This is a genomic window from Pseudomonas sp. NBRC 111132 (assembly GCF_001320565.1).
GTDB lineage: Bacteria > Pseudomonadota > Gammaproteobacteria > Pseudomonadales > Pseudomonadaceae > Aquipseudomonas > Aquipseudomonas putida_P.
Genome location: NZ_BCBI01000061.1, coordinates 1 through 24,992 on the forward strand (window position 1 = coordinate 1; position 24,992 = coordinate 24,992).

Below are 24,992 nucleotides of genomic sequence, written 5' to 3' on the forward strand. Positions count from 1 at the left end.
GCCGTGGCTGGGCGCGCGGTGGGGGCAAATCCTTCGATCATCCGGCATTTGCACACCGGCATGAACGGCGTGAACGACGACTTTTCCCAGCTGATCTTTCCGCGCAATGAGGTGGTGGGCGAAAACACCTACCTGGGCCAGTCGGGGAAAATTGTCCTACAGCACCCAGCGACCCGGGCCCTGGCCATTACCGAGTTCAACCTGTTCTCTGGAATCGAAAGCCGTGAGGGCGGGTGCTTCATCAACCAGACGGTTGGCTCATACAACAAGGTCTACTACGCGATGCTCTACGAGGGGCGCCGCCAGGTGGACCAGATTGCCTTTACCTGCCGCCGGACCTTCCGGTAAGCGAATCTACTCAATACAAGGAGAAAGCCATGCCTTTCATGGTTGTTATCACCGCACCAAACGTCCTCAACGATCCAGACCAATTCAAAGAGTACGCGAGCGAGGAGGAGGCTGACGCCTTCGCCCGCAACCTGGTGGAGGCGAACCCGTTGGCGGTCGCCGTTACTGTACAGACCCTCAAGCGCTACCGTGCAGCCGTTACGGTGAACGCCGAGGCGTCCTGACCGGCCTGCCCGCAACCCAACTCCAAACCCGCGCTGCGGGTTTTTTTGTGCCTGGAGAAAATCAATGGCAACACCACGCGGTGTACGCAACAACAACCCTGGCAACATCGATTTCAACCCACGGAACGCCTGGCAGGGCCAGCTCGGCGTAGAGGTTGGCGTGGCCAGCCCGCGCTTCGCCCGGTTCGATCAAGCGGAGAATGGCATTCGTGCCTTGGGCAAGTTACTGCTGAACTACCGGGGTAAGGACGGCATGCCCGGCGTTGGCCGGCCAGGCATCGACACCCCGCTTGAGTTCATCAGTCGCTGGGCGCCGTCCAGCGAGAACAACACCCTGGCCTACGCGCAGGCCATTGCCAAGCGCCTCGGCGTTGGCGTGCGCGACTCTATCGACATCTCCAAGCCGCAGGTGCTGCGCGAAGCCGTGGTCGGCATCATCGTCCACGAGAACGGCGGCAACCCGTACAAGCCCGAGGTGATCGACGAGGGCATCCGGCGGGCACTGGCATGAAGGGCTGGGTCATATTGGCTGTTGCTGTGCTGCTGGCATCCCACTGGGCGGCCTACCAGCACGGCCGCTCAGTGGAGCGAGCGAACGCCGGACAGGCAACAGCTCAACGAGACAGCGGTGACCGGCTGGCGGAAGTCATCGGCGAACGATCGGCGCGCCAGGAAGAACACCGGAGCGCAGATGCGCAGCAAGAGGCGAGAGTAAAAGGGTATGAAGAAAGAACGATTGCTGATGCTGGCGCTGCTGACGCCGATGCTGCTGGCCAGCGGCTGCGCAGTGTCGCCACCCAGCTCGCCGCCACCGTCAGTTGCCCCGGCCCGGATACCGCCGCTGTCGCCAGAGGCCAGGCAGCCACCCGCGCCGCCATGGTGCTCTCCGACCTGCTCGCACGGGCTGACGAAAGAGCGGGAGAGCTGGCGGCAGCGTTTGACCAGGCCAGAGTCGCCGGCCAGCAGTGCGAGCGTGAGTACGACGCCCTTGTCTCAAGGCGAGCGGCAGTAAGCGCCCGGGAATAAATTCGAAGGCTTCATGCAAAGAGAGCGGCCACCGGGGATGCGTCAACATCCCTGCTGACCGCCGAACCCGCAGACCATACCTGCAAGCCCAGCCAAGGCTCCCGCTCTGTGCACAAAGCACGGCGAGCCTAGCACCTGTTCATCCATACAGTAAAGGTTTGCAAATTGACTAACCCAATCATCCCTTGGATGGGCGGCAAGCGCCGCCTGGCCGATCGCCTAATTCCGCTTTTCCCAGCCCATGAATGCTATGTCGAGGTCTTCGCCGGTGGCGCTGCCCTCTACTTCATGCGGCCTCAACCCGCCCCGGTAGAGGTCTTGAATGATCTCAACGGCGATTTGGTCAACCTGTACCGGGTGGTGCAGAACCACTTGGAGGAGTTTGTCCGGCAGTTCAAATGGGCGCTGTCGTCCCGGCAGATCTTCGAGTGGCAAAAGATGGCAAGACCGGAGACGCTGACCGACATCCAGCGCGCCGCACGGTTCTTCTATCTGCAGCAGCACGCCTTCGGTGGCAAGGTGACTGGACAAACGTTCGGTACCGCCACCACCGGGCCTGCCATCAACCTGCTGCGCATCGAAGAGAACCTGTCCGCCGCCTGGCAGCGGCTGGCCGGCACCTACGTCGAGAACCTGTCATGGCTCGACTGCGCTCAGCGCTACGACCGAGCGCACACGTTTTTCTACATGGACCCGCCTTACTGGCAGACCGCAGGCTACGGGGTAGATTTCCCGTTCGAACAATATGAGCGCATGGCCGACTTCATGCGCACCTGCAAAGGCAAGGTGATGGTCAGCATCAACGACCATCCTGACATTCGAGCAGCCTTTGACGGGTTCCACTTCGAGCGGCTGGATATCAGGTACACCACCGCGAACCAGCGGCATGGCCAGGCCGATGTGACCGGTGAGCTGGTGATCATGAACTGGGCGCCATCTGAACTTGGGCAACTTTTCTGAATGGAAATGCCTGTGTGGCAAGCTCGAGTGTAGTGGCAGGATGGTGCGATGGGGCGCTGATCGGCAATTGCCACAGGGCCACACGCTATATACGATACTGTATCGATATACAGTATTGGTGCCGCTATGTACTTTCTCCTCGTTCGCCGCCGCGTGAAGGGTATGGCCATCCCTTCGAATCAGCTCGGGAAGATCCAGCCCCTACGTGCCGACATCCACATCGGCGACCACCACAGCGAGCCTTTGGGTCGAGTGTCGACGCAGGCCTGGGTGTTTAACCCAACCCCCGGGCCCGACATCATCCCGCGCCTGCATGACGCCAAGGTCAACGGTATGGCCCAGCTCGGCATCAACATCAACGGGGTAGAAGAGGTCGACGGCGCGTTGTACGCGCAGTCGTGGTGGTGCAGGGCAGAATGATGGCCGGGATACCGCAGGCTTGGCTGGATGAACTGAACGACCAATTCGCCTTAGTCACCGATCCCGACGGACGCGCGGCCGTGCTAGATGAAATGGCATATGCCGCCCATCGTCGTCGCGAGGTAAGCTCCGAGGACCTAGTCGATATGCTGGAACTGTCCGAAGCTGCAAGGGCCTGGGGGTTGATGGAGCTCGATGAGGCGTTCCACATCGGCCTGTTCAGATGCGACATTGCTAGTAGGTTGGATTGGGACGAGCCTGGACGGATCGTCGTAGGCAGAACGCCTGGATGGGGGTGTTGAGGCTGTCTAAAACTGCCCGAAAGCTTCTCGGTTTTACTGGGTGAAAGTCGTTGAAACTGGCCGAACCGTATTAGACAGATGCCACTCGCAGGCCGCTAACGGCGCGGCCTGACGTTCTCTTCTGACACTACTGCTGCATCATCGGTGTGTGTGCGGAAAGATCTGACATTCAGGGCCTTACAGCGGGTGATCTGGTTGGCAAGGGTAAACCGGCAATGGTACAGGCTTTTTCAGCGAGATGCAGGCGCAGGCATTGGGGCATGTTCGCGCAGCCTGGCGGCAAAGGTGGAGCCGTGCGGCGTTAACCTCTAGAATGCGCGGCCCTCGACAAACGCCTCTAGCCGTGACCCGTACGATGAATGTGTCCAGCCCAGTCCCCTATGTAAAGCAACAGCTGATCTACCTCCTTTATGGCGAGCGCCGGATCTATCAGCTGGAGGCCAAACTCAGCATCCTCACCGCCATGGCGCGTTGCAAACCGGCTGAGCTGCCAGTGATCCGTGTACTTACCGATCAGCCACAGGCTTTTGCTGGCTGGCCGGTGGAAGTGATCACGCTGGACGAGCAGACCTTGCAGGCCTGGACCGGCGACGGCGGCTACACCCACCGGCGCAAGGCCTGCGCCATTGCCCAGGCCGGGCAGTGGGCGGACAAGACCGTGTTCATCGATACCGATACGGTGTTCCTGCAATCGCCGTTGAAGCTGTTCAGCCAGGTCGATGCCGGCCAGTTCCTGGTCGATGAAGTGGAGACGAGCTGGGCCGAGGCGTCGCGCAGCAGTGACTACCTTCGCTTCAGCGCCGGGCTGGCCGAGGCTGGAAATGCGCCGGCCGATGATTTGCGGCTCTGCAACAGCGGCGTCATGGGTTTCACCCGCTGCAATGTCGGCATTGCCGAGCGCGCCATCCCACGCATCGATGCCTGGACGCCCTACACCGGTGACCTGCACACCATCGAACAGATCGCCTTTTCCTTCGAATTGCACGGGGCGCAGGTCAACGAAGCGCGTGGGGTGATCAGCCACTACTTCGCGATGAAACAGTACGTGCATGCCATCCTGGAAATCTTCTTCGCCAAGCACGGCGAGGGCTTCCATCCGCAGATGCCAAGCCTGGCCCTCAAGGTGCCGGCGTATCGTCCTGTGCCTTCGTGGCTGGCGCGGTTGTCGGTGAAGTGGAGCCTGAAGCGGGTGCCGCGCGAGCTGCGGGGCATCGGCCGCAAGCTGCTGTACGGCAGCGTGATGAGTAATGATGACTACCAGCGCGCGTGCAAAGTGATCTGGTGGCGTTCGGCAATCGAAGACATGCGCAAGCTGGACGGCTTCGACTGGCGCGAGGAGTGGCCTGAAGGGCTGCCGCGCCTCGGTCGGCGCGACGAGCGTGCGTTCAGCGAAATTGCCCGGGACAGCCTGTAGGTTTCCTGAGCCAGGGCCCGACGCGGGGTGATAGGGTAGAGGGCCGTTTACAAGGAGCCCCGACATGGACCCGATCACCACGCTTGCTACCCGCCTGGGTGAACACCTGCGCCGTTTCAATGCGCAGGTGACCACCGCCGAATCCTGCACTGGCGGTGGCATTGCCGAAGCCATTACCCGCGTACCTGGCAGCTCGGCCTGGTTCGAGGTTGGCTACGTGACCTACTCCAACGCCCAGAAAACCCGTCTGTTGAGTGTGCCCGAGGTGTTCTTCGGCCAGGTAGGCGCGGTCAGCCAGGAAGTCGTCGAAGCCATGGTCCGCGGGGCCCAGGTTGCCAGCGGGGCGCGCTTTGCCGTGGCGGTGAGCGGGGTGGCCGGGCCTGACGGCGGCTCGCCAGCCAAACCGGTAGGTACCGTGTGGCTGGCCTGGGGCGATGGCAACCGGGTGTTCAGCGAGCGCCGCCAGTTTGACGGTGACCGCGAAGCGGTGCGCCGACAGACGGTGATCGCCGCGTTAGACGGCTTGTTACAGCTTGGTGCCGAGTAAATCGACGACAGGGGTTTGCGCGGGCGCCGGCCTGTGGAATAATACTGGCTACTTATACAGGTATTCCGGCCGTCAGGGCCAAGTCGAACACGTGAGGATTTCAATGGACGACAACAAGAAGCGCGCCTTGGCTGCGGCCCTGGGTCAGATCGAACGTCAATTCGGTAAAGGCGCGGTCATGCGCATGGGTGACCAGGAGCGTCAAGGCATTCCGGCCATCTCCACCGGCTCGCTGGGCCTGGACATCGCCCTTGGCATCGGCGGCCTGCCAAAAGGCCGTATCGTCGAGATCTACGGCCCGGAATCGTCGGGCAAGACCACGCTGACCCTATCGGTCATCGCCGAAGCTCAGAAAAACGGTGCCACCTGCGCCTTCGTCGACGCCGAACACGCCCTCGACCCTGAGTACGCCGGCAAGCTGGGCGTCAACGTCGACGACCTGCTGGTTTCGCAGCCGGACACCGGCGAACAGGCCCTGGAAATCACCGACATGCTGGTGCGCTCCAACGCCGTTGACGTGATCATCGTCGACTCCGTGGCCGCGTTGGTGCCGAAGGCCGAGATCGAAGGCGAGATGGGTGACATGCACGTCGGCCTGCAGGCTCGCCTGATGTCCCAGGCGCTGCGCAAGATCACCGGTAACATCAAGAACGCCAACTGCCTGGTTATCTTCATCAACCAGATCCGTATGAAGATCGGCGTGATGTTCGGCAGCCCGGAAACCACCACTGGTGGTAACGCCCTGAAGTTCTACGCCTCGGTGCGTCTGGACATCCGTCGTACCGGTGCGGTCAAGGAAGGCGATGAAGTGGTCGGTAGCGAAACCCGCGTCAAGATCGTCAAGAACAAGGTATCGCCTCCGTTCCGTCAAGCCGAGTTCCAGATTCTTTACGGCAAAGGTATCTACCGTAACGGCGAGATCATTGACCTGGGTGTGTCTCAGGGCCTGGTCGAGAAATCCGGTGCCTGGTATGCCTACCAGGGCAACAAGATCGGTCAAGGCAAAGCCAACGCTGCCAAGTATCTGGCAGAAAACCCGGCTATTGGTGCCGAGATCGAGAAGCAGATCCGTGAAAAGCTGTTGAAAGCCGGTGCTGCCGCTGAAGCCGGCAAGGCTGCCGCCGTTGATGCCAGTGCCGACGATGTGGCTGACGCCGAAGCCGGTTATTGATTGCGCGGTAGATAGCCAATATGTCCGCCGTACTCGACACCCCCGTCGCCATCCGGCGGACAGCCATGGACCTGCTCGCGCGACGTGAGCACGGTCGCGTCGAGCTGACGCGCAAGTTGCGTCAGCGCGGCGCTTCGGACGAGTTGATAGAGCCTGAGCTCGACCGGCTCGCCGAAGAAGGGCTGCTGAGTGAAGCCCGTTACCTCGAAAGCTTCATCCGCTATCGTTCAGGCTCTGGCTACGGTCCTTCGCGTATTCGTGAGGAGCTGGGGCAGCGTGGCTTGGCGCGTGCTGATATCGAGCAGGCATTGCGCGAGAGCGAAGTGGATTGGCGCGAGCGTATGCATGACGTATGGCAGCGCAAGTTTGCCGGGCAGCGCCCGCAAGACCCGCGCAGCCGTGCCCAGCAGACCCGGTTTTTGGCTTACCGTGGGTTCCCCATGGACATGATCGGCCGCCTGCTCAGTGGGCGTGATCTCGACGATTACTGAGCATTGCTGAAAGGCTGGGGGCGCTTTGCAGCCCCCATGCAGCCAACACCTATGAGCTGACCTTCAACGCCTCCCTGGCCCGCTGCGTGGTATGCATGGGTTGCGGCTTGGCCCAGTTCTCGGGCAAGTTGATGAAATCCACCAACTCGCGCAGCCTGCCCTGGTCCCGCCCATTGAAGGCGAATGACAGGCGCGTCAGGTGACTGAAATTGCCTACTTCATGTTCGGCACTGCTATCAGCTTGCTGGTGATACTTGCCACTCAGGCGCAAGTCGGCAAAGCCTTCTTGGATGTCATACAGCGCGGCCTCGCTGAGCGGGTGATGCATGCGGATAACGAACTGGCTCTTGAGCCAGCGGCTGGAATGGTAGTTGCTGTAGAACTGGTTGATTTCCTCCACCGCCTCATCGGCACTGTGCACCAGGCGCACCAGCTTCAGGTCGCTGGGCAGGATGTAGCGGTTTTCTTCCAACTGGCGACTGATGAAGTCCAGGCAGTCGCGCCAGAAGCTACCGCCTGGCGAGTCCAGCAGTACCACCGGTACCAGCGGGCTCTTGCCAGTCTGGATCAGGGTCAGGACCTCCAATGCTTCATCAAGCGTGCCGAAGCCGCCGGGGCACAATACCAATGCGTCGGCTTCCTTGACGAAGAACAGTTTGCGGATGAAGAAGAAATGGAACGGCAGCAGTTTGTCGGTGCCATCCACCGTGGGGTTGGCATGTTGTTCGAAGGGCAGGGTGATATTGAAGCCCAGGCTGTGGGCACTGCCGGCACCCTCGTGAGCGGCGGCCATGATACCGCCGCCGGCGCCGGTGATGACCATCAAGTCGGAGCGCGCCAGGGTGGCACCCAGCTCGCGGGCCAGGGCGTACATGGGGTGTTCCAGCGGGGTGCGCGCCGAACCGAACACGGTCACCTTGCGTCGGCCTTTGTAGCGCTGCAGGGTGCGGAACGAGTGGTCCAGCTCGCGCAGGGCCTGCAGGGTAATCTTGGCGTTCCAGCGGTCGCTGTCGTCGTGGGCCATGCGCAGGATGGTCAGCATCATGTCGCGGTACAGCGGCAGGTTGGGGCTGTCGGGTGCAACCAGTTGCAGTTGTGCGTCGATGTGGTTCAAGTCGATGTTGTTGTCACGGAAGTGGCTGAACAGCAGTTCATTCGATTGGTAAGGCATGCAACGTCTCCTTCTGCACCAATACCTCTGACCTCAATCTAGACCCTCGCGACCGATTGTGCCGGGCTGTTTGCCACCGCCGCCCGTCGGCATGCGGCCACCGGCCGCATGGGTTTGGTTAACTGGTAGGGCGAAACGTATCGATGCAGGAGGTGGCGGTATGCATCGCTTGATCATCGAGGTGGACCGGCAGCTCTTTCAGCAGCTGGAGAACGCGGCCCAGGTGCATCACCTGAGCCTTGAGGCCGAGTGCCGCCGCAGGTTGGCGGGGCTGGAGTGTCAGTCGCGCTATTTGCAGGCGTTACTGGCCGAGATGCGCGCCGACGCCGCCGAAGGGCACTGGAGTGCCCGCGAGGACGAGAAGGTATAGCTGGGAGGGCTGCCTTTACTTCTTCTTGTTGCCGGCAACGCAACTGGCACTGTCGAAGGCCTGGTCCATGATCGGCTGGTTGGTCTTGTAGACCGTGAAACGGTAGACCATCACCGCGCCCTTGGACATCAGGTTGCGAAAACCGCTATTGCGGCAGACGCTGTCGCCCAGTTGGCTACGCACCTGTGCAGGGTTGGCCTGCATGCGTTCAGCGTGGCTCTGGCGCACGCTCAGGTGGTTGACCAGCGCCTTGCCTTCAACGGTGTAACCCTGATCGAGGATGTCCTCGTTGATTGCACGCGGGGTGCCGACGCTGCTCTCTTTGGCAACCTTCTCCAGCATCTTGTTCAGGTCGTAATCCTGCTTGGAAGCCGCCTGGGCTGCCAGAGGCAGGGCGAGCAACAGGCTCAGGGCGGGGGCGATAAGGCGCAGCATGAATCTCTCCTGGTTCGATGACTGGCGCTTTGACATGCGCGGGTCGACGGCGTTCCGTGAAATCGCGCGGTGGTGACTACCGGGCGCGATAAAACCCCGATTATAAGGGCCACCTTGCCGCCTGCACAGCAATTGCCCCCTGTTCTGGTAGACTGGCACCCTTGTTTTCTCCGAGTCATCCTTGTGCCCATTTCCAACCTGTCCAGAGGCCTGCCGGCATGAGCCATGCGGTAGCGCGCCTGCGCGCCGAACGCCTGGCCCGCAGCAACAAGCCTTTCATCGCCCGTGGCTCGCGAGCAGAGCGTTGCCCGGATTGCCGGGTCATCGCTACCCATTGCCTGTGTGCCTGGAAGCCCCGGGTGCAGGCTGACGCCGGTGTATGCCTGCTGATGCATGACACCGAGCCGCTGAAGCCCACCAATACCGGCTGGCTGATTGCCGACCTGATCGAAGACACCTCGGCCTTCGGCTGGTTGCGCACCTCGGTTGACGAGCGCCTGCTGGCCTTGCTCGACGACCCGCGCTGGCAGCCCTATATCGTTTTCCCGGGCGAGTTCGTTGCTCAGGAGCGGGTGGTCAGCGAGGTGGTGCGCGAGCCGGGCAAGCGCCCGCTGTTCATCCTGTTGGATGCCACCTGGACCGAAGCACGCAAGATGTTCCGCAAAAGCCCGTACCTGGACCGTTTTCCGGTGTTGAGCCTGCAGGCCGAACAGATGTCGCGCTACCGCTTGCGTCGCTCCAAGCGCGACGATCATTTCTGCACGGCGGAAGTCGCGGCCATGTGCCTGGACCTGGCCGGCGACAGCCAGGCCTCCCAGGCGCTGGATGCGTACCTGGATGTGTTCAGCCTGCATTACCTGAGCGGCAAGCAGCGCCTGCCGCTGGACGAGCAGGACGACACCCACCAACGTTTGCATACCTTCCTATAGTCCAAGGGGCACAACCCCTGCTTTGGTTCATAATGACGGAGCTGGCAGCCAGGGTGGGCGAGACGGCAGGGCGATTGGCTTGACCACCCTTGACCGTGCTCGGCATCCTTGGCGCCGATTCCCCGCCGGGCGCCTCCTTTACCCCCAAGCGCCTGGCACAGAACAGGATCCTTAGATCGATGGCCACTTACGAAATCCTGATTGCCGATGACCACCCATTGTTCCGTGGTGCCCTGCGCCAGGCCGTTACCCTTGGCCTGGGCCCGGATGTACGCCTGGTCGAAGTTGCGAGCATTGCCGAACTGGAAACCCGCCTGAGCGAAAAAGCCGACTGGGACCTGGTGCTGCTGGACTTGAACATGCCGGGTGCCTACGGTTTTTCCGGGCTGGTGCTGTTGCGTGGGCAATACCCGCAGATCCCCGTGGTAATGGTTTCGGCGCAGGAAGAGGCCGCCGTGGTGGTCAAGTCCCGCGAGTTTGGCGCCAGTGGTTTCATTCCCAAGTCCAGCCCCCTGGAAGTGATCCAGGATGCGGTGCGCAAGGTGCTCGATGGCGAGGTCTGGTGGCCGCCGCAGGCGTTCGAGAAGGTGGATGTATCGGCCGAGGCCAAGGCCGCCAGCGAGGGCTTGGCCAGCCTCACGCCGCAGCAGTTCCGCGTACTGACCATGGTCTGCGAAGGCCTGCTGAACAAGCAGATCGCCTATGAGCTGAGCGTGTCGGAAGCGACCATCAAGGCCCACGTTACCGCGATCTTCCGCAAGCTGGGAGTGCGTACCCGGACCCAGGCCGCGCTGCTGCTGCAACAACTTGAATCGGTTGCCAGCAACTGACTGCGCGTGGCTTCACGCTTTTTTGACCCAAGCCGGTCTAGTCTGCTGGCCTTTCTGTTGTGAAGTGACTCACATGACATCGCCATTCAAAGGCCAGACCGGCCTCAAACGCATCTTCAACGCCGCCGGCTACTCGCTGGACGGCCTGCGCGCCGCCTTCAAGGGCGAGGCCGCATTCCGCCAGCTGGTGCTGCTCAACGTGCTGCTGATCCCGATAGCCTTCTGGCTGCCGGTCAGCCGTGCCGAGCGGGCAATCATGATCGCGGTGTGCCTGCTGGGGCTGATCGTCGAGCTGTTCAATTCGGCGGTAGAGGCGGCCATCGACCGCATTTCGCTGGAGCGCCACCCACTGTCGAAAAATGCCAAGGACATGGGCAGCGCTGCACAACTGGTGGCACTGACCATGGTGGCGCTGGTGTGGGGCGTGATCCTGCTTTAAGCGATTGGCGGCAACACGATTTCGTCACTGCGGGTAAAGCCCGCAGTGAAGTTGCGGCATAGCTCGAGAAACTCACGCATGGCCGACGTCTGGTATTTCTGTTTGTGCCAGATGAAGTAGAACTGGCGCATCAGGTCCAGTTCCGGGGTTTCCACGGGTACCAGGCTGCCACGGCGGAAGGCGTCACGCAGGGCCAGGCGTGAAATGCAACCGATACCCAGGCCCGACTCCACTGCGCGCTTGATCGCTTCGGTGTGCTCCAGCTCCAGGCGGATATTGAGGTTGGCGCGGTGATGGCGCATGGCCTGGTCGAAGGTCAGGCGTGTGCCTGAGCCTTGCTCGCGCAGGATCCACGCCTCTTGCGAAAGGTTGTCTATATCGGCACGGCCCAGCTTGGCCAGCGGATGCTGCGGCGCGCAGAACACCACCAGTTCGTCCTCGACCCACGGCTGCACTTCCAGGTCCGGGTGGTTGCAGTCGCCTTCGATTAGACCCAGATCAATTTCGTAGTGCGCTACCTGTTGCACGATATGCACAGTGTTCTGTACGTGCAGCTTTACCTGGCTTTCCGGGTGGGTCTGCATGAAGCTGCCAATCAGCAGGGTGGCCAGGTAGTTGCCGATGGTCAGCGTGGCGCCGACCGCCAGCGAACCGAAACCGGACTTGCCGTTGAGCAGGTCTTCGATTTCCTTGGCCTGGTCGAGCAGGGCCACCGCTTGTGGCAGCAGTTGATGGCCCAGGGCATTGAGGGCCAGGCGTTTGCCGGCACGGTCGAACAGTTGGCAGCTCGATTGCCGCTCCAGCTCGGTGATGGAGGTGCTGGCGGCCGACTGCGACAGCGACAGCAGGCTAGCGGCCCGAGAGACGCTTTGGTGCTGAGCGACGGCGACGAAGACTTGCAGTTGACGAAGTGTGAATCGCATATCGATATAACCGATAACACATATCTTGATAATCCAGTTAACAGATATTGTCGCTGCCCCTAAACTATCGCGCAACTGCGCGTTTTGCGCGCCGCGTTTTTCTTCAGGAGCCCCATCGATGAGCAACATGAACCACGAACGTGTCCTCAGTGTGCACCACTGGAACGACACCCTGTTCAGCTTCAAGTGCACCCGCGACCCGGGGCTGCGCTTCGAGAACGGTCAGTTCGTGATGATCGGCCTGCAGCAGGAAAGCGGCCGCCCGCTCATGCGTGCCTATTCCATCGCCTCGCCAAACTGGGAAGAGCACCTGGAATTCTTCAGCATCAAGGTGCCGGACGGCCCGCTGACCTCGCAGTTGCAGCACCTGAAGGAAGGCGATGAGATCATCATCAGCAAGAAGCCTACCGGTACCCTGGTGCTCGACGACCTGAACCCAGGCAAGCACCTGTACCTGCTGAGCACCGGTACTGGCCTGGCGCCGTTCATGAGCGTCATCCAGGACCCGGAAACCTACGAGCGCTTCGAAAAAGTCATCCTGGTGCACGGCGTGCGCTACGTGAACGAAGTGGCCTACCGCGAGTTCATCACCGAGCACCTGCCGCAGAACGAGTTCTTCGGTGAGTCGGTCCGCGAAAAGCTGATCTACTACCCGACCGTGACCCGCGAGCCGTTCGAAAACCAGGGCCGCCTGACCGACCTGATGCGCAGCGGCAAGCTGTTCAGCGACATCGGCCTGCCACCGATCAATCCGCAGGACGACCGCGCGATGATCTGCGGCAGCCCGAGCATGCTCGACGAGACCAGCGAAGTGCTGGACAGCTTCGGCTTGAAAGTCTCTGCCCGCATGCGCGAGCCGGGTGATTACCTGATCGAACGAGCCTTCGTCGAGAAGTAAGGCGCAGGCTGGTACAAGAAGGCGACCCTGGGGTCGCCTTTTTTATTGCTTCTGAGAAATGCGCTGTTTGTGGGGCGGTCGGTGTGCCTATTCGACGCGCGTCTCGCCGCTGTACACCAGAATCGCCCGGCACCGCTTGCACAGGTAGCGCCGCCCCTGGCGCACCAGCTTGTGCCGCTGCGCGGTAAATGGGAAATCACCCTGCGGGCACGGGCAGCGGTAGATGTAGCGGGTCGTTGCGCGCCGTTGCACCTCATAGTTGTGGCAGCGGTTGGGTGGCAGCTCGTACACCCCACGCATGATCAGTTGCCACTCCTCGCCATGGGCCTGGATGCTATCGCCGAACAGTTGGTGGGCCACCAGATGCGCCACTTCATGGGCCACGGTCTGGCGCAGGAAGTCTTCCTGGTTTTCACGGTAGAGCTGCAGGTTGAAGCGCAGCAGGTTTTCGTGCAGGTGGGCGACACCGGCTTTCTGCCCGCGCAGCTTGAAGCTGACTTCCGGGCGCGGGAAGGGGCGTTTGAAAAAGGTTTCGGCTTGCTGGTAACAGGTTTCGACGCGTTCTTTGAGCAGCTCGGGCATGGTGGGGCGGTTCTCCTGACCGGGCATTATGCCGCAAGCATCGGCGGCCTGCCGAGCCACCGGTCAGCGCACAGCCAGAGGCCGCCTTGCGGCGGCCCCTGGTTGATGCCCTAGTGTTGGTTGAGTCTGTTCTAGTTGGTGTAGACGGGCCCCACGCCCAGTCCCCAGATAATCACCGTGGCGGCCATGATCGCCACCAATACCACAAGGCCCACCGCCAGCACCGAGCTGGAGAACAGGAAGCCTTCGTCGGACGGTATGTTCATGAACGTCGGCAAGCCGACATACAGCAAATACACCGTGTAGCAGATGGCGGCAGTGCCGATCAGCATGCCCAGCCACAGGTGCGGGTACAGTGCCGCGAGGCCACCGATGAACAAGGGGGTGGCAGTGTAGGTGGCAAAGGCGATGCACTGCGCCATGGAGGGGTTGGCGTCGTAGGTGCGAGCCATCCAATGGATGAACGCGCCCATTACCGCCACCCCGGCGAGCATGGCCAGGTACGACATGATGCTCATCCAGATGGCGCTTTCCATGGTCAGCATCACTGCCGGCCGGTCGCCGATCACCCAGCCCACCTGGGTTGTGCCAATAAAGGCTGAAATGGCAGGGATTGCCGCCAGGATCAGGGTGTGCGTCAGGTACATGTGGCTGATGGTTTCTTCTTCGCCACGAATTTCCCGCCATTCCTGATCGGGATGGGTAAACAGCCCCACAACGTGATGAATCATGCCGATCACTCCTCTCAATGTTGCCAAACGCCCCCCAGATGGAGCGCAAGCGGCCCGAGGCCCGAACACCGATGCAAGCGGTAATGTGGCCTTATGTCGCAGTATAGGAAGCGGTTACCGGCACAAACCGTGCTTTTTAGAGCAAATTGCGCTGTAAGGCGTGCTGTTGATTACATTGAAGTCTTTATCGGAATGCCTACAGCGATGCCGCGTTTGTGCGTAAAATAGCCGGCTTTTGTCACACCTCGCGGATCCAAGCGCTATGGGCACCCTCTCGGTCAACCAGAACAAACTGCAAAAACGCCTGCGTCGTCTCGCCGGCGAAGCCATCACCGACTACAACATGATCGAGGATGGCGACAAGGTCATGGTCTGCCTGTCCGGCGGCAAGGACAGCTACACCATGCTCGACGTTCTGTTGCACCTGCAGAAGGTGGCGCCGATCAAGTTCGAGATCGTCGCGGTGAACATGGACCAGAAGCAGCCGGGCTTCCCCGAGCATGTGCTGCCGGCCTACCTCAAGGAGCTGGGCGTCGAGTACCACATCGTCGAGAAGGATACCTACTCGGTAGTCAAGGAGCTGGTGCCCGAGGGCAAGACCACCTGCTCGCTGTGTTCGCGCCTGCGCCGTGGCACCCTGTACACCTTCGCCGACGAAATCGGCGCGACCAAGATGGCGTTGGGGCACCACCGCGACGACATCGTCGAAACCTTCTTCCTCAACATGTTCTTCAACGGCGCGCTCAAGGGCATGCCGCCGAAGCTGCGCGCCGACGACGGCCGCAACGTGGTGATCCGGCCGCTGGCCTACTGCAGCGAGAAGGACATCCAGGCTTACTCGGACATGAAGGAATTCCCGATCATCCCGTGCAACCTGTGCGGCTCGCAGGAAAACCTGCAGCGCCAGGTGGTCAAGGACATGCTGGTGGAGTGGGAGCGCAAGCACCCGGGCCGTACCGAGAGTATCTTCCGGGCGCTACAGAACGTGGCGCCATCGCAACTGGCCGACCGCAACCTGTTCGATTTCACCAGCCTGAAGATCGACGAAAACGCCACCCCGCGTTTTCTCGATGTGCTGAACATCTGAGCCTATGCGCGATTACCAGTGGCTGCACGAGTACTGCCTGAACCGCTTTGGCTCGGCCCAGGCCTTGGAGGCCTTTCTGCCGCAGCCGCGCACCCCGGCGCAATTGCGCGACATCAGTGACGACCGCTACCTGTCGACCCTGGCTTTGCGCGTGTTCCGCGCCGGGCTCAAGCACAGCCTGGTAGATGCCAAGTGGCCGGCGTTCGAGCAGGTGTTCTTCGGCTTCGACCCGGAAAAGGTAGTGCTGATGGGCGCCGAGCACCTGGAGCGGCTGATGCATGACGAGCGCATCATCCGCCACCTGGGCAAGCTCAAGAGCGTGCCGCGCAATGCGCAGATGATTCTCGACGTGGCCAAGGAAAAGGGCAGTTTCGGCGCGTTCATCGCCGACTGGCCGGTGACCGATATCGTCGGCTTGTGGAAGTACCTGGCCAAGCATGGCAACCAGTTGGGCGGGTTGTCGGCGCCGCGTTTTCTGCGCATGGTTGGCAAGGACACCTTCATCCCTACCGATGACATGGCGGCGGCGTTGATCGCGCAGAAGGTGATAGACAAGCAACCGACCAGCCAGCGTGACCTGGCCTTGGTGCAGCAGGCATTCAACCAGTGGCACGCAGAGAGCGGTCGGCCGCTGTGCCAGTTGTCGGTGATGCTGGCGCATACCGTCAACCATTGACGGGTGTGTTGGTTTCTTCGCGGGCAAGCCCGCGAAGCGTCTAACTGCCTTCGCCCGCCAGGCGCCGCTCATGCTGGAACTTCCAGCGCACATAGAGCAGCCCGGCAATGAACAGCCCCAGGCTCACCAGCACTTCAACCCAGCCAAATACCGCTCGCGCCGGGTCGAATGCCGCCAGCACGCCCTTGATGAAATAGATATTCACCACGAAGCAGGTCCAGGCATGTGCCCGGGCGCTGCCTGTCAGCATGCCTGGCAGCAGCAACAGCAACGGCACCAGTTCGATCGCCAGGATCACCTCGACCCGCGCACCATGCAGGTTGGCGAACCACAGGTTGTTCACCACCAGCAGGGCGATCAGGCCGAAGAAGAACGCCAGGCTCAACGCCCGCGTCAGGCGCAGGCGAGGTGCCAGCCATTCCAGCGGCGGCAACACCTTGGGCTTTTTAGCCACGCGCGGCCTCCAGGGCCTTGGCCGTGGTCGCCAGGCGTTGGCCCAAGGCGCGGCACAGGGCAATCTCGTGTTGGTCGAGTTCACGTTTGCCATCGGCACCGGCGTGGTGGCTGGCGCCGTAAGGGGTGCCGCCACCACGGGTTTCGAGCAGCGCCGACTCGCTGTAGGGCAGCCCCATTACCAGCATGCCGTGGTGCATCAGTGGCAGCATCATCGACAGCAGGGTGGTTTCCTGGCCGCCGTGCAGGCTGGCGGTGGAGGTGAACACGCCCGCTGGCTTGCCGACCAGCTCACCGCCCAGCCACAGGCTGCTGGTGCCATCCAGGAAGTACTTCAGCGGCGCCGCCATGTTGCCGAAGCGGGTCGGGCTGCCCAGTACAAGGCCGGCGCAATGGCGCAGGTCGTCGAGGGTGGCGTACAGCGCGCCACTGGTTGGGATATCCGGGGCCACCGCTTCGCATTCGGTGGAAATCGCCGGCACCGTGCGCAAGCGTGCCTCCATGCCGGCCAGCTCGATGCCGCGAGCGATGTGCCGGGCCATTTCGCTGGTGGAACCATGGCGGCTGTAATACAGCACCAGGATGTAGGGCACGCTCACGGCAGGATCTCCAGCACTTTTTCCGGTGGGCGACCGACCACGGCCTTGTCACCGGCGACCAGAATCGGCCGTTCGATCAGCTTGGGGTGCTGGGCCATGGCTTCGATCAGTTGCGCGTCGGTCAGTGCCGGGTCGGCCAGGTTGAGCGCTTTGTATTCGTCCTCGCCGGTACGCAGCAATTGGCGTGGGGCGATGCCCAGCTTGCCGAGCAGGGCCTTGAGGGTGGCTGCGTCGGGCGGGGTTTCGAGGTAGCGCACGATGGTCGGTGCCAGGCCGCGGGCTTCGAGCAGTTCCAGCGCGCCGCGGGATTTCGAGCAGCGCGGGTTATGATAGAGCGTGAGGTCAGTCATGTCGGGTCGCATCCAGCTGGGTGTGGCGGCTATTCTAACCGCAGCGACTGACCAATTTGCTTTAAAACTCGAGAAGGATTGACCCATGGCAAGGCGTCTGGCAGCAGTACTGGCCATCACCGCGAGCCTGTTGCTCGGTGGTTGCGGTGCCGATTATGGCGTGGACCAACACGGTAATACGGTTAAGGCCGAACAGATCGAAGGGCACTGGCTGGTGCTCAATTACTGGGCTGAATGGTGCGGGCCGTGCCGTACCGAGATCCCGGAACTGAACGCAGCGGCCAAGCAGTGGGCGGCTGATGGCATCAAGGTGGTGGGGGTGAACTTCGATGGTTTGCAGGGGCAGGACTTGAAGCAGGCCGCTGAAACCCTGGGTATCGGTTTCACCGTGCTGGCCCAGGACCCGGCCGAGCGCTATGACCTGCCGCGCAGCGAGGCGCTGCCGGTGACCTACATCATCGATGACAAGGGCAAGGTGCGTGAGCAGTTGCTGGGCGAGCAGACGCTGGAAGGGCTGCAAGCCAAGATCAAGGCGCTGAAAGGCGCCTGATGCAGTTGGGGCCGCAAAGCGGCCCCATTGATTATCAGCCTTCTTCAGGCCAGAAGCGCAGCGGCTTGCCCTCGGCCGGCCAGAAGCGCATCTGCTCCACCGGCGATACGTCCCAACGCTCTACCGTTTCCAGCGCCTGCAGGAAGCGCTTTTCTTGCTCCATCAGCGCCGGTGCGCACAGCTTGCGGGTCTTGCCGACCTTGCCGAAGCTCAGGTGCTCGCCATCGAGCGTGTACGGTGCAAACCAGTGGTTGCAGCCGCCGTTGCCGTAGGCACGGCCGTCGCTGGCCAGGGTCAGGGTCAGGTGGCTGTAGTCCATCAGTGGTCGTTCGCCAATCCACTCCAACACATAGCTGCGCTCCTGCTGCAGCTTGGACGGTTCGGCGGCGCAGCCGAGCAGGCCGGTGGCAATCAGCGCGCCGGTCAGCAGGTTTTTCACGCGGCGCTCTCCTGGCAATGGGGGCACAGGTGTTTTTCGCCACGGCTGACCCAGCCCAGCTCGGCAATGCGCGCGCTGGCGGCAGGCTGGCGGGCTTTCTTGCCCAGTTTGGCATCTACCGCGAACTCGAAGTCCAGCACGGCGTCGCAGTTGTCGCACTCGACCTGCCAGGTGAGGATTTCCAGCTCGTTGAACACCGGGCCAGTAGCCACGGCAACCCATTGGCCGCGTGGGTTGATCAGGTGGCGTACGCTCTCCACGGTCAGGCGCATGGACAAGTCCTTGCTGCCCTTCAGGGTGACCAGCAGGGTGTCGCCTTTGTGCATCGAGCCGCCGTTGCCAGTGACCTGGTAGCGGCCCGGCACCAAGGCCCGGCACTCGATCAGGGTGTGTTGCGGGTTGAAAAGGGTGTAGCGGAAATCGTGCTCGACCATGGGTCCTCCAGAAATGCCGCGTATCCTAGCACTAACCCATCACCAGATTCTGTGGATTGCCTGCCGCCCAGCGGTTGATGTTGTCCAGTGTGGTCTGGGCAATGGCATCCAGCGCCTCGCGGGTGAGGAAGGCCTGGTGGGCGGTGATGATCACGTTGGGGAAGGTCAGCAGGCGGGCCAGCACATCGTCCTGCAGTGGCAGGTCGGAGCGGTCCTCGAAGAACAGCTGGGCTTCTTCTTCGTAGACGTCCAGGCCCAGGTAGCCAAGCTGGCCGCTTTTCAGCGCGTCAATCAGCGCAGGGGTATCTACCAGCGCGCCGCGACCGGTGTTGACCAGCATGGCGCCGGGCTGCAACTGGGCCAGGCTTTGCGCATTGATCAGGTGGCGGGTGTGTTCGGTCAGCGGGCAGTGCAGGCTGATGATGCGGGCTTCGCGCAGCAGCTCGGGCAGGGGCAGGTAACGCGCGCCAAGGGCCAGCAGCTCTGGGTTGGGGTAGGGGTCGTAGGCCAGCAATTGGCAACCGAACCCGGCCATGATGCGGGCGAAGGCGGCGCCGATCTGGCCGGTGCCGACCACGCCCACGGTTTTGCCGTGCAGGTCGAAGCCGGTTAGCCCGTGCAGGGTGAAGTCACCTTCGCGGGTACGGTTGTAGGCTCTGTGCAGGCGCCGGTTGAGCGCCAGGATCAGCGCCACGGCGTGCTCGGCCACGGCGTGTGGCGAGTAGGCCGGCACGCGTACCACGGCCAGGCCCAGGCGCTGGGCGGCAGCCAGGTCTACGTGGTTGTAGCCGGCCGAGCGCAGGGCGATCAGCCGTGTGCCACCTGCGGCCAGGCGCTGCAGCACCGTGGCGTCGAGTTCGTCATTGATGAAGGCGCACACTACCTCATAACCATCGGCCAGTGCGGCGGTGTCCAGGGTCAGGCGGGCGGGCTGGAAATGCAGCTCCAGCGACGTGCCGTTGGCAGCCTCGGTGAAGCTTTCCTGGTCGTAGTGCTGGCTGCTGAACAACAGGGCGCGCATGGTGGGGATTCCTTTGTGGTGCATGTCTTGGGGTGGTGGTTGCCTGTATCAAGCCAGGCACTCAGGCGCTCAGCCGCGCCTGCGCAGCCAGCCGGCCGATCGCACTGTCCAGTTCATCCAGGGCCTGCTGCGACTGCGGATTGTCCTGCTTCAACAACGTCTCGCTGCGCTGGCACGCTGCCCGCAACTGCGGCACGCCGCAATAGCGCGAGGCGCCGTTCAGGCGGTGCACCTGCTCGATCAGCCCTTCGCGGTCATCGGCCTCGCGGGCAGCGCGTATGGCTTCGCGGTCGGCATCCAGCGAGGCCAGCAGCATGCTCAGCATGTCGGCCGCCAGGTCTGCCTTGCCAGCGGCCAGGCGCAGGCCCTCTTCCGGGTCGAGCACCTTCAGTTCATCGCCGTTGGCCGGCAGCTCGGCCTGCGCCTGGTGCGGTGCACCGAGGCTCAGGCCGGTCCATTTCATCACCACCTGGGCCAGTTGCCGTTCGCTGATCGGTTTGGTCAGGTAGTCATCCATGCCGCCGTGCAGCAACGCGCGCTTTTCGTTGGCCATGGCATGGGCCGTGAGGGCGACGATCGGCAGCGGGTTGCCGCTTTGGGTGTTTTCCCACAGGCGGATCTGTTCGGTGCAGGCGCGGCCGTCCATGCCAGGCATCTGCACGTCCATCAGCACCAGGTCGAACGGCTCATCCTGCACGGCCTGTACCGCAGCATAACCATTGTCGACGGCCAGCACCTCGGCACCCAGGTCTTCGAGCAGGGTCTGCACCAGCAGCAGGTTGGCGGCATTGTCGTCGACGCAGAGTATTTTCGGCTGGCGCTGGCCGTTGACGTTGTTTACCTCGGCCAGCGGTCGACGCGGCTGCACCAGCTCCAGCAATAGGCGCCGCAGCTTGCGGGTGCAGGTGGGCTTGGACAGCAACTGGCCATGGCCGTTGGGCAGGTACGGGTGGTACAGCGCCTGCTCGGTGGTCGGGCACAGCACCACGCATTGGCAATGGTAACGCTCAAGCTGCTGGTGATAGTGGCCCAGTTGCTCGGGCGACAAGTTGCCCAGGTTGGCCCCGAGCACGGCGAACTCGAACGGCAGGCCGGCTTGGCTGGCGGCCTGCACCCCATGCAGCAATTGGTCGTAGGAGGCGAACAGGCTCACGCTGAGGCCGCAATCTTCCAGCTGGTGCTCCAGCGCCTGGCGCGCCAGTTCGTGGCCATCGACAATGGCTGCGCGGCGGCCCAGTAGTGGCTGCAGCGGAAGCTCCTCGACATCGTCGTGAGCCTTGGGCAGGTTGAGGCTGATCCAGAACTGCGAACCTTCACCCGGAGTGCTGTCGACACCGATTTCGCCGCCCATCTGCTCGATCAGGCGCTTGGAAATCACCAGCCCCAGGCCAGTGCCACCCGGCTGCCGGGCCAGCGAGTTGTCGGCCTGGCTGAAGGCCTGGAACAGTGTGCGCACATCCTGCGGCGACAGGCCGATGCCGGTGTCCTGCACACTGATGCGCAGTTGCGCGTGGTCTTCGTGCTCGTCGTCGAGCATGGCGCGCACCACGATCGTGCCTTCGCGGGTGAACTTGATGGCGTTGCTGACCAGGTTGGTGAGGATCTGCTTGAGCCGCAACGGGTCGCCGATCAGCGAGGACGGCGTGTCGCGGTAGATCAGGCTGAGCAATTCCAACTGCTTGGCGTGGGCGGCCGGGGCAAGGATGGTCAGGGTGTCCTGGATCAGGTCGCGCAGGTTGAACGGAATGCTGTCGAGCACCAGCTTGCCGGCCTCGATCTTGGAGAAGTCGAGGATCTCGTTGATGATCCCCAGCAGGTTGTCGGCGGACTTCTCGATGGTGCTCAAGTAGTCCAGCTGGCGCGGCGTCATCTCGCTTTTTTGCAGCAAGTGGGTGAAGCCGAGGATGCCGTTGAGCGGGGTACGGATCTCGTGGCTCATGTTGGCCAGGAATTCCGACTTGATACGGCTGGCTTCAAGGGCTTCCTTGCGCGCCATATCCAGCTCGATGTTCTGGATTTCGATGGTTTCCAGGTTCTGGCGCACGTCCTCGGTGGCCTGATCGATGCTGTGCTGCAGTTCTTCGTGGGCGTTTTGCAGGGTTTCGGCCATGCGGTTGATACCGCGAGCCAGCTCGTCCAGCTCATGGCTGCCCATGGCCGGCAGGCGTTCTTCGAGGTGGCCGTCCTTGAGCTGGTTGACCGCGTGCTTGATGCGTTCGATGGGGTCGTTGATGGTGCGGCTCATGCGCAGCGCCAGCAGGCCGCTGAGGACCAGGCAGGCGAAGATCAGCAACAGGCTGGTGAACAGGTTGCGGTAGCCGCGCAGCAGCGTGCCGTCGTGCGACAGCTCGATCTCTACCCAGCCCAGCAGGCGCTCGGCTTCGGCCGGCACGGCATCGGTGGCCAGGTCGCGGTGGTGGCCGAACACCGGCATCAGGTAGCGGGTGGCGTCATTGCCACTGCGCTGCAGCAGTTGCGTGCCGGTCCCGCCGCTGGGTGGCAGGTTGAGCATGCTCGGGCCGGCGTGGGCCAGGCGCGTGCGGTCCGGGGCCAGGAAGGCGACGGCGCGCACATCGGCCTGCTCCAGGGTTTGTGCGGCAATGCGTTCCAGTTGCGCAGGCGCAAGCCGGGCCATGGCAGGTGCTGCCAGTGGCGCCAGTTGTTCGGCGATCATCTTGCCGCGCTGCAGCAACTGGGTGCGCAGGTCGTTCTGTTGCAGCCAGGTGAAGTAACTGCCCAGCACCAGGGCCATCAAGCCGGCCGGCAGCAGTGCCAGCAGCAGTACCCGGCTGCGAATTCCCAAACGATCGAGCACACTCGCCTCCTGTGATGTGCCTGGTAGCCGTCAGGTGGTGACGGTCAAGCCGCGAAGTTACTCCGCCTGCCGCACCATTGCACCTCTTTCAGTAGCTGATTTGCAGCATTGCCGGGGCATTGGTCGCAGGGCGGTTGCCTGGCAGGCGGTGGATGCTCAATAATTGCGCAATTGAGAATGCATGGCAGTTGCCAATGAATCCTGTAGCTATTCACAACTCCAATATCCTCGCCATCGAGGACGACCCGGTCCTGGGTGCCTATCTGCACGAAGAGCTGCAACGGGGTGGTTTTCAGGTCACCTGGTGCCGTAATGGCCTGGAGGGTTTGGAAACAGCGGGTCGCCAAATCTTCGATGTGGTGCTCATGGACATCCTGCTGCCGGGGCTCAATGGCCTGGATGCCCTGGCGCAATTGCGCAAGCGTAGCGCCACACCGGTGATCCTGATGTCGGCGCTGGGGGCCGAGGCCGACCGTATCAGCGGCTTTCAGCGAGGGGCCGACGATTACCTGCCCAAGCCGTTCAGCATGGCCGAGTTGCAGGTGCGCATCGAGGCGATTCTGCGCCGCGTGGCCCTTGAGCGGCGCTATCAAGCTCCATTGGAGCAGGCTGGCTGCGGTGAGCTGGAGTTCGATGAGGGGCTATGCGATGTGCGCCTGGATGGCCATCTGGCAGGCTTGACCCCCAGCGAGTTCCGGTTGTTGGACATCCTTAACCGCAACCTCGAAGAGGTCCTGAGCAAACCGTTTCTGTACCAGCAGGTGTTGCAGCGCGGCTATTCGCGGCATGACCGCAGCCTGGACATGCACGTCAGCCAGATCCGTCGCAAGCTCAAGGGTATCGGCTACCACGAACGACAGATACGCACCGTGTGGGGCAAGGGTTATGTGCTCAGCGCCAGCGAGGCGGAGTGAGCCATGCTGGATCGCCACTCGCTGTTCTGGAAACTCGCCATTTTGCTGGTGGGTTTCTGCCTGCTGATGATCGGCCTCAGTTACACCTGGGGCCGGCACATGGAAACCCAGAATGCCTTCCTATCGGAGCCGGCCCGGCAGGCATTGCGGGGCTACGCCGGCGAGGCTGAACAGGCCTGGCGCAGCGGTGGGCGGGCGGGGCTGGACCAGTGGGTGGCGGCGATGCATCAGCGTGAACGGGGCTGGGTGGGCGTGCTCGACATCAACCTGCGGCCGCTCGACAGCGCTACCCTCAACCCGCAGATCATGCAGCGGCTGACCCGCCTGCGCGGTGTCGACTGGCCGATGAGCCGGCGCAGCGTCGACCAGCCGTGGGTGCGCATACCCTTCCCGGGGGCGCCGGAGCAGGGCATGCTGGTGATCGAGCTGCCACAGCGGTTCAACCCGGACCAGTACCGCTTGCTGTGGCGCATTGTCACCAACGGCATCATCCCCGGTCTGTTCACCTTGTTGCTGTGCGTGGGCCTGTACCGGATGTTGATCGTGCCGCTGAACCAGCTGCGCGAGCAGGCCAATGCCTGGCGCGCCGATCAGCTGTCGGCACGCCTGGACTCGCGCACCATCGCCCGGCACGACGAGCTGGGCGAGCTGGCCCGTGCCTTCGACCAGATGGCCGAGCGGCTACAGGGCACGGTGGCCATGCAGCAGCAGTTGCTGCGCGACTTGTCCCACGAAATGCGCACGCCGCTGAGCCGGTTGCGGGTCGCTTGCGACGGCGAAACCGACCTGCAACGCCTGCGCGAGCGCCTGACCCGTGAGGTGGACTGCATGCAGCAGCTGGTGGAGGGCACCCTGCAGTTGGCCTGGCAGGACGCCGAACGTGCGCCGATGAACCTGGAACCGATCGAAGTGCACGCGCTTTGGGAGCTGCTGGCTGAGAATGCCTGCTATGAAAGCGGCTGGTCGCCTGCCCGCTTGCGCTGCGAAGTGCCGGCCGACTGCTGGGTGCAGGGCAACCTCAACCACCTGGCCCAGGCGCTGGAGAACATGCTGCGCAATGCCATCCGCCATTCACCGGCCGAGGGTGTCGTGCGGTTGGGCGGGCAGCGTGAGGGTAGCTATTGGTGGTTGTGGCTGGAGGATGAGGGCGGCGGGGTGGCCGAAGAAGACCTGGAGCGGATCTTCGCGCCGTTCTCGCGGCTGGATGGCTCGCGCCCGGGGGATGGTGGTTTTGGCCTGGGGCTGAGCATTGCCCGCAGCGCCATCCAGCGCCAGGGTGGGACCTTGTGGGCGCAGAATGGCAAGCATGGGTTGCGGCTGTGGATGCGTTTGCCGTCAAATGCATCGGCCTCGTCGCGGGTACCACATTTCACCTGAAGGCAGCCCAATCCCTGTGGGCGCGGGTTTACCCGCGAAAAGGCTGGCACAGGTCGCAGCTTATAG

General features: G+C 62.6%; 33 protein-coding genes. 21 read left to right on the top strand and 12 right to left on the bottom strand.

Annotation, left to right across the window (positions count from 1 at the left end; genetic code table 11):
* The 11 genes from APH35_RS29105 to recX all read left to right on the top strand — a co-directional run.
* Positions 1–348 (top strand): hypothetical protein (locus APH35_RS29105; RefSeq protein ID WP_177335388.1); only part of this gene is annotated, 348 nt, incomplete at its 5' end.
* Between the two features lie 29 nt (positions 349–377).
* Complete coding sequence (locus APH35_RS23225; RefSeq protein WP_060515597.1) at positions 378–572, top strand: hypothetical protein; 195 nt, start codon at positions 378–380, stop codon at positions 570–572.
* Positions 573–636: 64 nt separating this feature from the next.
* The gene (locus APH35_RS23230) at positions 637–1,083 is read left to right on the top strand and encodes a structural protein P5 (RefSeq protein WP_060515598.1); all 447 of its coding nucleotides are present in this window, start codon (positions 637–639) and stop codon (positions 1,081–1,083) included.
* Positions 1,080–1,598, top strand: coding sequence for a DUF2514 domain-containing protein (locus APH35_RS23235; RefSeq protein WP_060515599.1), 519 nt, complete (start codon positions 1,080–1,082; stop codon positions 1,596–1,598). The genes APH35_RS23230 and APH35_RS23235 overlap by 4 nt, the downstream gene beginning before the upstream one ends.
* Before the next feature lie 165 nt (positions 1,599–1,763).
* Positions 1,764–2,558, top strand: coding sequence for a DNA adenine methylase (locus APH35_RS23240; RefSeq protein WP_060515600.1), 795 nt, complete (start codon positions 1,764–1,766; stop codon positions 2,556–2,558).
* Positions 2,559–2,684: 126 nt separating this feature from the next.
* The gene (locus APH35_RS23245; protein ID WP_060515601.1) at positions 2,685–2,978 is read left to right on the top strand and encodes a hypothetical protein; all 294 of its coding nucleotides are present in this window, start codon (positions 2,685–2,687) and stop codon (positions 2,976–2,978) included.
* Positions 2,975–3,280, top strand: a complete 306-nt coding sequence (locus APH35_RS29510; protein WP_060515602.1) for a hypothetical protein — start codon at positions 2,975–2,977, stop codon at positions 3,278–3,280. Before APH35_RS23245 ends, APH35_RS29510 begins: the two co-directional genes overlap by 4 nt.
* A gap of 355 nt (positions 3,281–3,635) precedes the next feature.
* Positions 3,636–4,694: a hypothetical protein gene (locus APH35_RS23255; RefSeq protein WP_012270913.1), complete on the top strand. Its 1,059-nt coding sequence runs from the start codon at positions 3,636–3,638 to the stop codon at positions 4,692–4,694.
* A 64-nt stretch (positions 4,695–4,758) separates the two neighbouring features.
* Complete coding sequence (locus APH35_RS23260) at positions 4,759–5,241, top strand: CinA family protein (protein WP_012270914.1); 483 nt, start codon at positions 4,759–4,761, stop codon at positions 5,239–5,241.
* 103 nt (positions 5,242–5,344) lie between these two features.
* The gene (recA, locus tag APH35_RS23265; RefSeq protein WP_012270915.1) at positions 5,345–6,412 is read left to right on the top strand and encodes a recombinase RecA; all 1,068 of its coding nucleotides are present in this window, start codon (positions 5,345–5,347) and stop codon (positions 6,410–6,412) included.
* 20 nt (positions 6,413–6,432) lie between these two features.
* Positions 6,433–6,903 (top strand): recombination regulator RecX, encoded by a 471-nt coding sequence (recX, locus tag APH35_RS23270; protein ID WP_012270916.1) that lies wholly within the window; start codon positions 6,433–6,435, stop codon positions 6,901–6,903.
* Between the two features lie 49 nt (positions 6,904–6,952).
* Here the strand turns inward: recX and APH35_RS23275 are convergent, their stop codons facing one another.
* A complete protein-coding gene (locus APH35_RS23275; RefSeq protein ID WP_060515603.1) occupies positions 6,953–8,074 on the bottom strand; it encodes an LOG family protein in 1,122 nt (373 codons plus the stop codon).
* A 160-nt stretch (positions 8,075–8,234) separates the two neighbouring features.
* Between APH35_RS23275 and APH35_RS23280 the strand changes: the two genes are divergently transcribed.
* Positions 8,235–8,444, top strand: coding sequence for a hypothetical protein (locus APH35_RS23280; protein WP_012270918.1), 210 nt, complete (start codon positions 8,235–8,237; stop codon positions 8,442–8,444).
* A 15-nt stretch (positions 8,445–8,459) separates the two neighbouring features.
* Here APH35_RS23280 and APH35_RS23285 read toward each other — a convergent pair whose 3' ends face one another.
* Positions 8,460–8,879, bottom strand: a complete 420-nt coding sequence (locus tag APH35_RS23285) for a quorum-sensing-regulated virulence factor family protein (protein WP_012270919.1) — start codon at positions 8,877–8,879, stop codon at positions 8,460–8,462.
* Between the two features lie 218 nt (positions 8,880–9,097).
* Between APH35_RS23285 and APH35_RS23290 the strand changes: the two genes are divergently transcribed.
* From APH35_RS23290 to APH35_RS23300, 3 genes are all read left to right on the top strand, one after another.
* The gene (locus tag APH35_RS23290; RefSeq protein ID WP_060515604.1) at positions 9,098–9,808 is read left to right on the top strand and encodes a tRNA-uridine aminocarboxypropyltransferase; all 711 of its coding nucleotides are present in this window, start codon (positions 9,098–9,100) and stop codon (positions 9,806–9,808) included.
* A gap of 179 nt (positions 9,809–9,987) precedes the next feature.
* The gene (erdR, locus tag APH35_RS23295) at positions 9,988–10,638 is read left to right on the top strand and encodes a response regulator transcription factor ErdR (protein ID WP_012270921.1); all 651 of its coding nucleotides are present in this window, start codon (positions 9,988–9,990) and stop codon (positions 10,636–10,638) included.
* A gap of 73 nt (positions 10,639–10,711) precedes the next feature.
* On the top strand, positions 10,712–11,077 hold the full coding sequence (locus tag APH35_RS23300) for a diacylglycerol kinase (protein ID WP_010952700.1): 366 nt from the start codon (positions 10,712–10,714) through the stop codon (positions 11,075–11,077).
* On the opposite strand, the gene finR is transcribed toward APH35_RS23300, so the two are convergent.
* Positions 11,074–12,000 carry a LysR family transcriptional regulator FinR gene (finR, locus tag APH35_RS23305; protein WP_012270922.1) on the bottom strand — a complete coding sequence of 309 codons (927 nt, stop codon included), beginning with the start codon at positions 11,998–12,000 and terminating at the stop codon, positions 11,074–11,076. The two genes, APH35_RS23300 and finR, sit on opposite strands and share 4 nt — an antisense overlap.
* Positions 12,001–12,118: 118 nt before the next feature.
* On the opposite strand from finR, the gene fpr reads away from it, so the two are divergent.
* Complete coding sequence (gene fpr / locus APH35_RS23310; protein WP_012270923.1) at positions 12,119–12,898, top strand: ferredoxin-NADP reductase; 780 nt, start codon at positions 12,119–12,121, stop codon at positions 12,896–12,898.
* Between the two features lie 87 nt (positions 12,899–12,985).
* On the opposite strand, the gene APH35_RS23315 is transcribed toward fpr, so the two are convergent.
* A complete protein-coding gene (locus APH35_RS23315) occupies positions 12,986–13,480 on the bottom strand; it encodes a SprT family zinc-dependent metalloprotease (RefSeq protein ID WP_012270924.1) in 495 nt (164 codons plus the stop codon).
* Between the two features lie 131 nt (positions 13,481–13,611).
* Entirely contained in the window at positions 13,612–14,211 is a 600-nt protein-coding gene (locus APH35_RS23320) for a Yip1 family protein (protein ID WP_012270925.1), read from the bottom strand.
* A gap of 262 nt (positions 14,212–14,473) precedes the next feature.
* Between APH35_RS23320 and ttcA the strand changes: the two genes are divergently transcribed.
* Entirely contained in the window at positions 14,474–15,298 is an 825-nt protein-coding gene (gene ttcA / locus APH35_RS23325; RefSeq protein WP_012270926.1) for a tRNA 2-thiocytidine(32) synthetase TtcA, read from the top strand.
* Between the two features lie 4 nt (positions 15,299–15,302).
* Positions 15,303–15,974, top strand: a complete 672-nt coding sequence (locus APH35_RS23330; protein WP_012270927.1) for a DNA-3-methyladenine glycosylase I — start codon at positions 15,303–15,305, stop codon at positions 15,972–15,974.
* 40 nt (positions 15,975–16,014) lie between these two features.
* Here the strand turns inward: APH35_RS23330 and APH35_RS23335 are convergent, their stop codons facing one another.
* Genes APH35_RS23335 through arsC form a run of 3 tightly spaced genes read right to left on the bottom strand, consistent with a single transcriptional unit; the run spans position 16,015 to position 17,376 of the window.
* The gene (locus tag APH35_RS23335; protein ID WP_041166404.1) at positions 16,015–16,428 is read right to left on the bottom strand and encodes a DUF2069 domain-containing protein; all 414 of its coding nucleotides are present in this window, start codon (positions 16,426–16,428) and stop codon (positions 16,015–16,017) included.
* Complete coding sequence (gene wrbA / locus APH35_RS23340; RefSeq protein ID WP_012270929.1) at positions 16,421–17,026, bottom strand: NAD(P)H:quinone oxidoreductase; 606 nt, start codon at positions 17,024–17,026, stop codon at positions 16,421–16,423. The genes APH35_RS23335 and wrbA overlap by 8 nt, the downstream gene beginning before the upstream one ends.
* Positions 17,023–17,376 (bottom strand): arsenate reductase (glutaredoxin), encoded by a 354-nt coding sequence (gene arsC, locus APH35_RS23345; protein WP_041166405.1) that lies wholly within the window; start codon positions 17,374–17,376, stop codon positions 17,023–17,025. The genes wrbA and arsC overlap by 4 nt, the downstream gene beginning before the upstream one ends.
* 85 nt (positions 17,377–17,461) lie before the next feature.
* On the opposite strand from arsC, the gene APH35_RS23350 reads away from it, so the two are divergent.
* A complete protein-coding gene (locus APH35_RS23350) occupies positions 17,462–17,926 on the top strand; it encodes a TlpA disulfide reductase family protein (protein WP_012270931.1) in 465 nt (154 codons plus the stop codon).
* 34 nt (positions 17,927–17,960) lie between these two features.
* On the opposite strand, the gene APH35_RS23355 is transcribed toward APH35_RS23350, so the two are convergent.
* The 4 genes from APH35_RS23355 to APH35_RS23370 all read right to left on the bottom strand — a co-directional run bounded on the left by APH35_RS23355 (position 17,961) and on the right by APH35_RS23370 (position 22,635).
* Positions 17,961–18,365, bottom strand: a complete 405-nt coding sequence (locus APH35_RS23355) for an META domain-containing protein (RefSeq protein ID WP_012270932.1) — start codon at positions 18,363–18,365, stop codon at positions 17,961–17,963.
* Positions 18,362–18,799, bottom strand: a complete 438-nt coding sequence (locus APH35_RS23360) for a hypothetical protein (RefSeq protein ID WP_012270933.1) — start codon at positions 18,797–18,799, stop codon at positions 18,362–18,364. Before APH35_RS23360 ends, APH35_RS23355 begins: the two co-directional genes overlap by 4 nt.
* 31 nt (positions 18,800–18,830) lie before the next feature.
* Positions 18,831–19,820: a 2-hydroxyacid dehydrogenase gene (locus tag APH35_RS23365; RefSeq protein ID WP_060515605.1), complete on the bottom strand. Its 990-nt coding sequence runs from the start codon at positions 19,818–19,820 to the stop codon at positions 18,831–18,833.
* A gap of 61 nt (positions 19,821–19,881) precedes the next feature.
* Positions 19,882–22,635, bottom strand: coding sequence for a response regulator (locus APH35_RS23370; RefSeq protein ID WP_060515606.1), 2,754 nt, complete (start codon positions 22,633–22,635; stop codon positions 19,882–19,884).
* Positions 22,636–22,829: 194 nt separating this feature from the next.
* Between APH35_RS23370 and APH35_RS23375 the strand changes: the two genes are divergently transcribed.
* Together APH35_RS23375 and APH35_RS23380 are read left to right on the top strand one after the other, a co-directional pair.
* Positions 22,830–23,549, top strand: a complete 720-nt coding sequence (locus APH35_RS23375; RefSeq protein ID WP_041166406.1) for a response regulator transcription factor — start codon at positions 22,830–22,832, stop codon at positions 23,547–23,549.
* A gap of 3 nt (positions 23,550–23,552) precedes the next feature.
* Complete coding sequence (locus tag APH35_RS23380; RefSeq protein ID WP_060515607.1) at positions 23,553–24,926, top strand: sensor histidine kinase; 1,374 nt, start codon at positions 23,553–23,555, stop codon at positions 24,924–24,926.
* Positions 24,927–24,992: the final 66 nt, after the last annotated feature.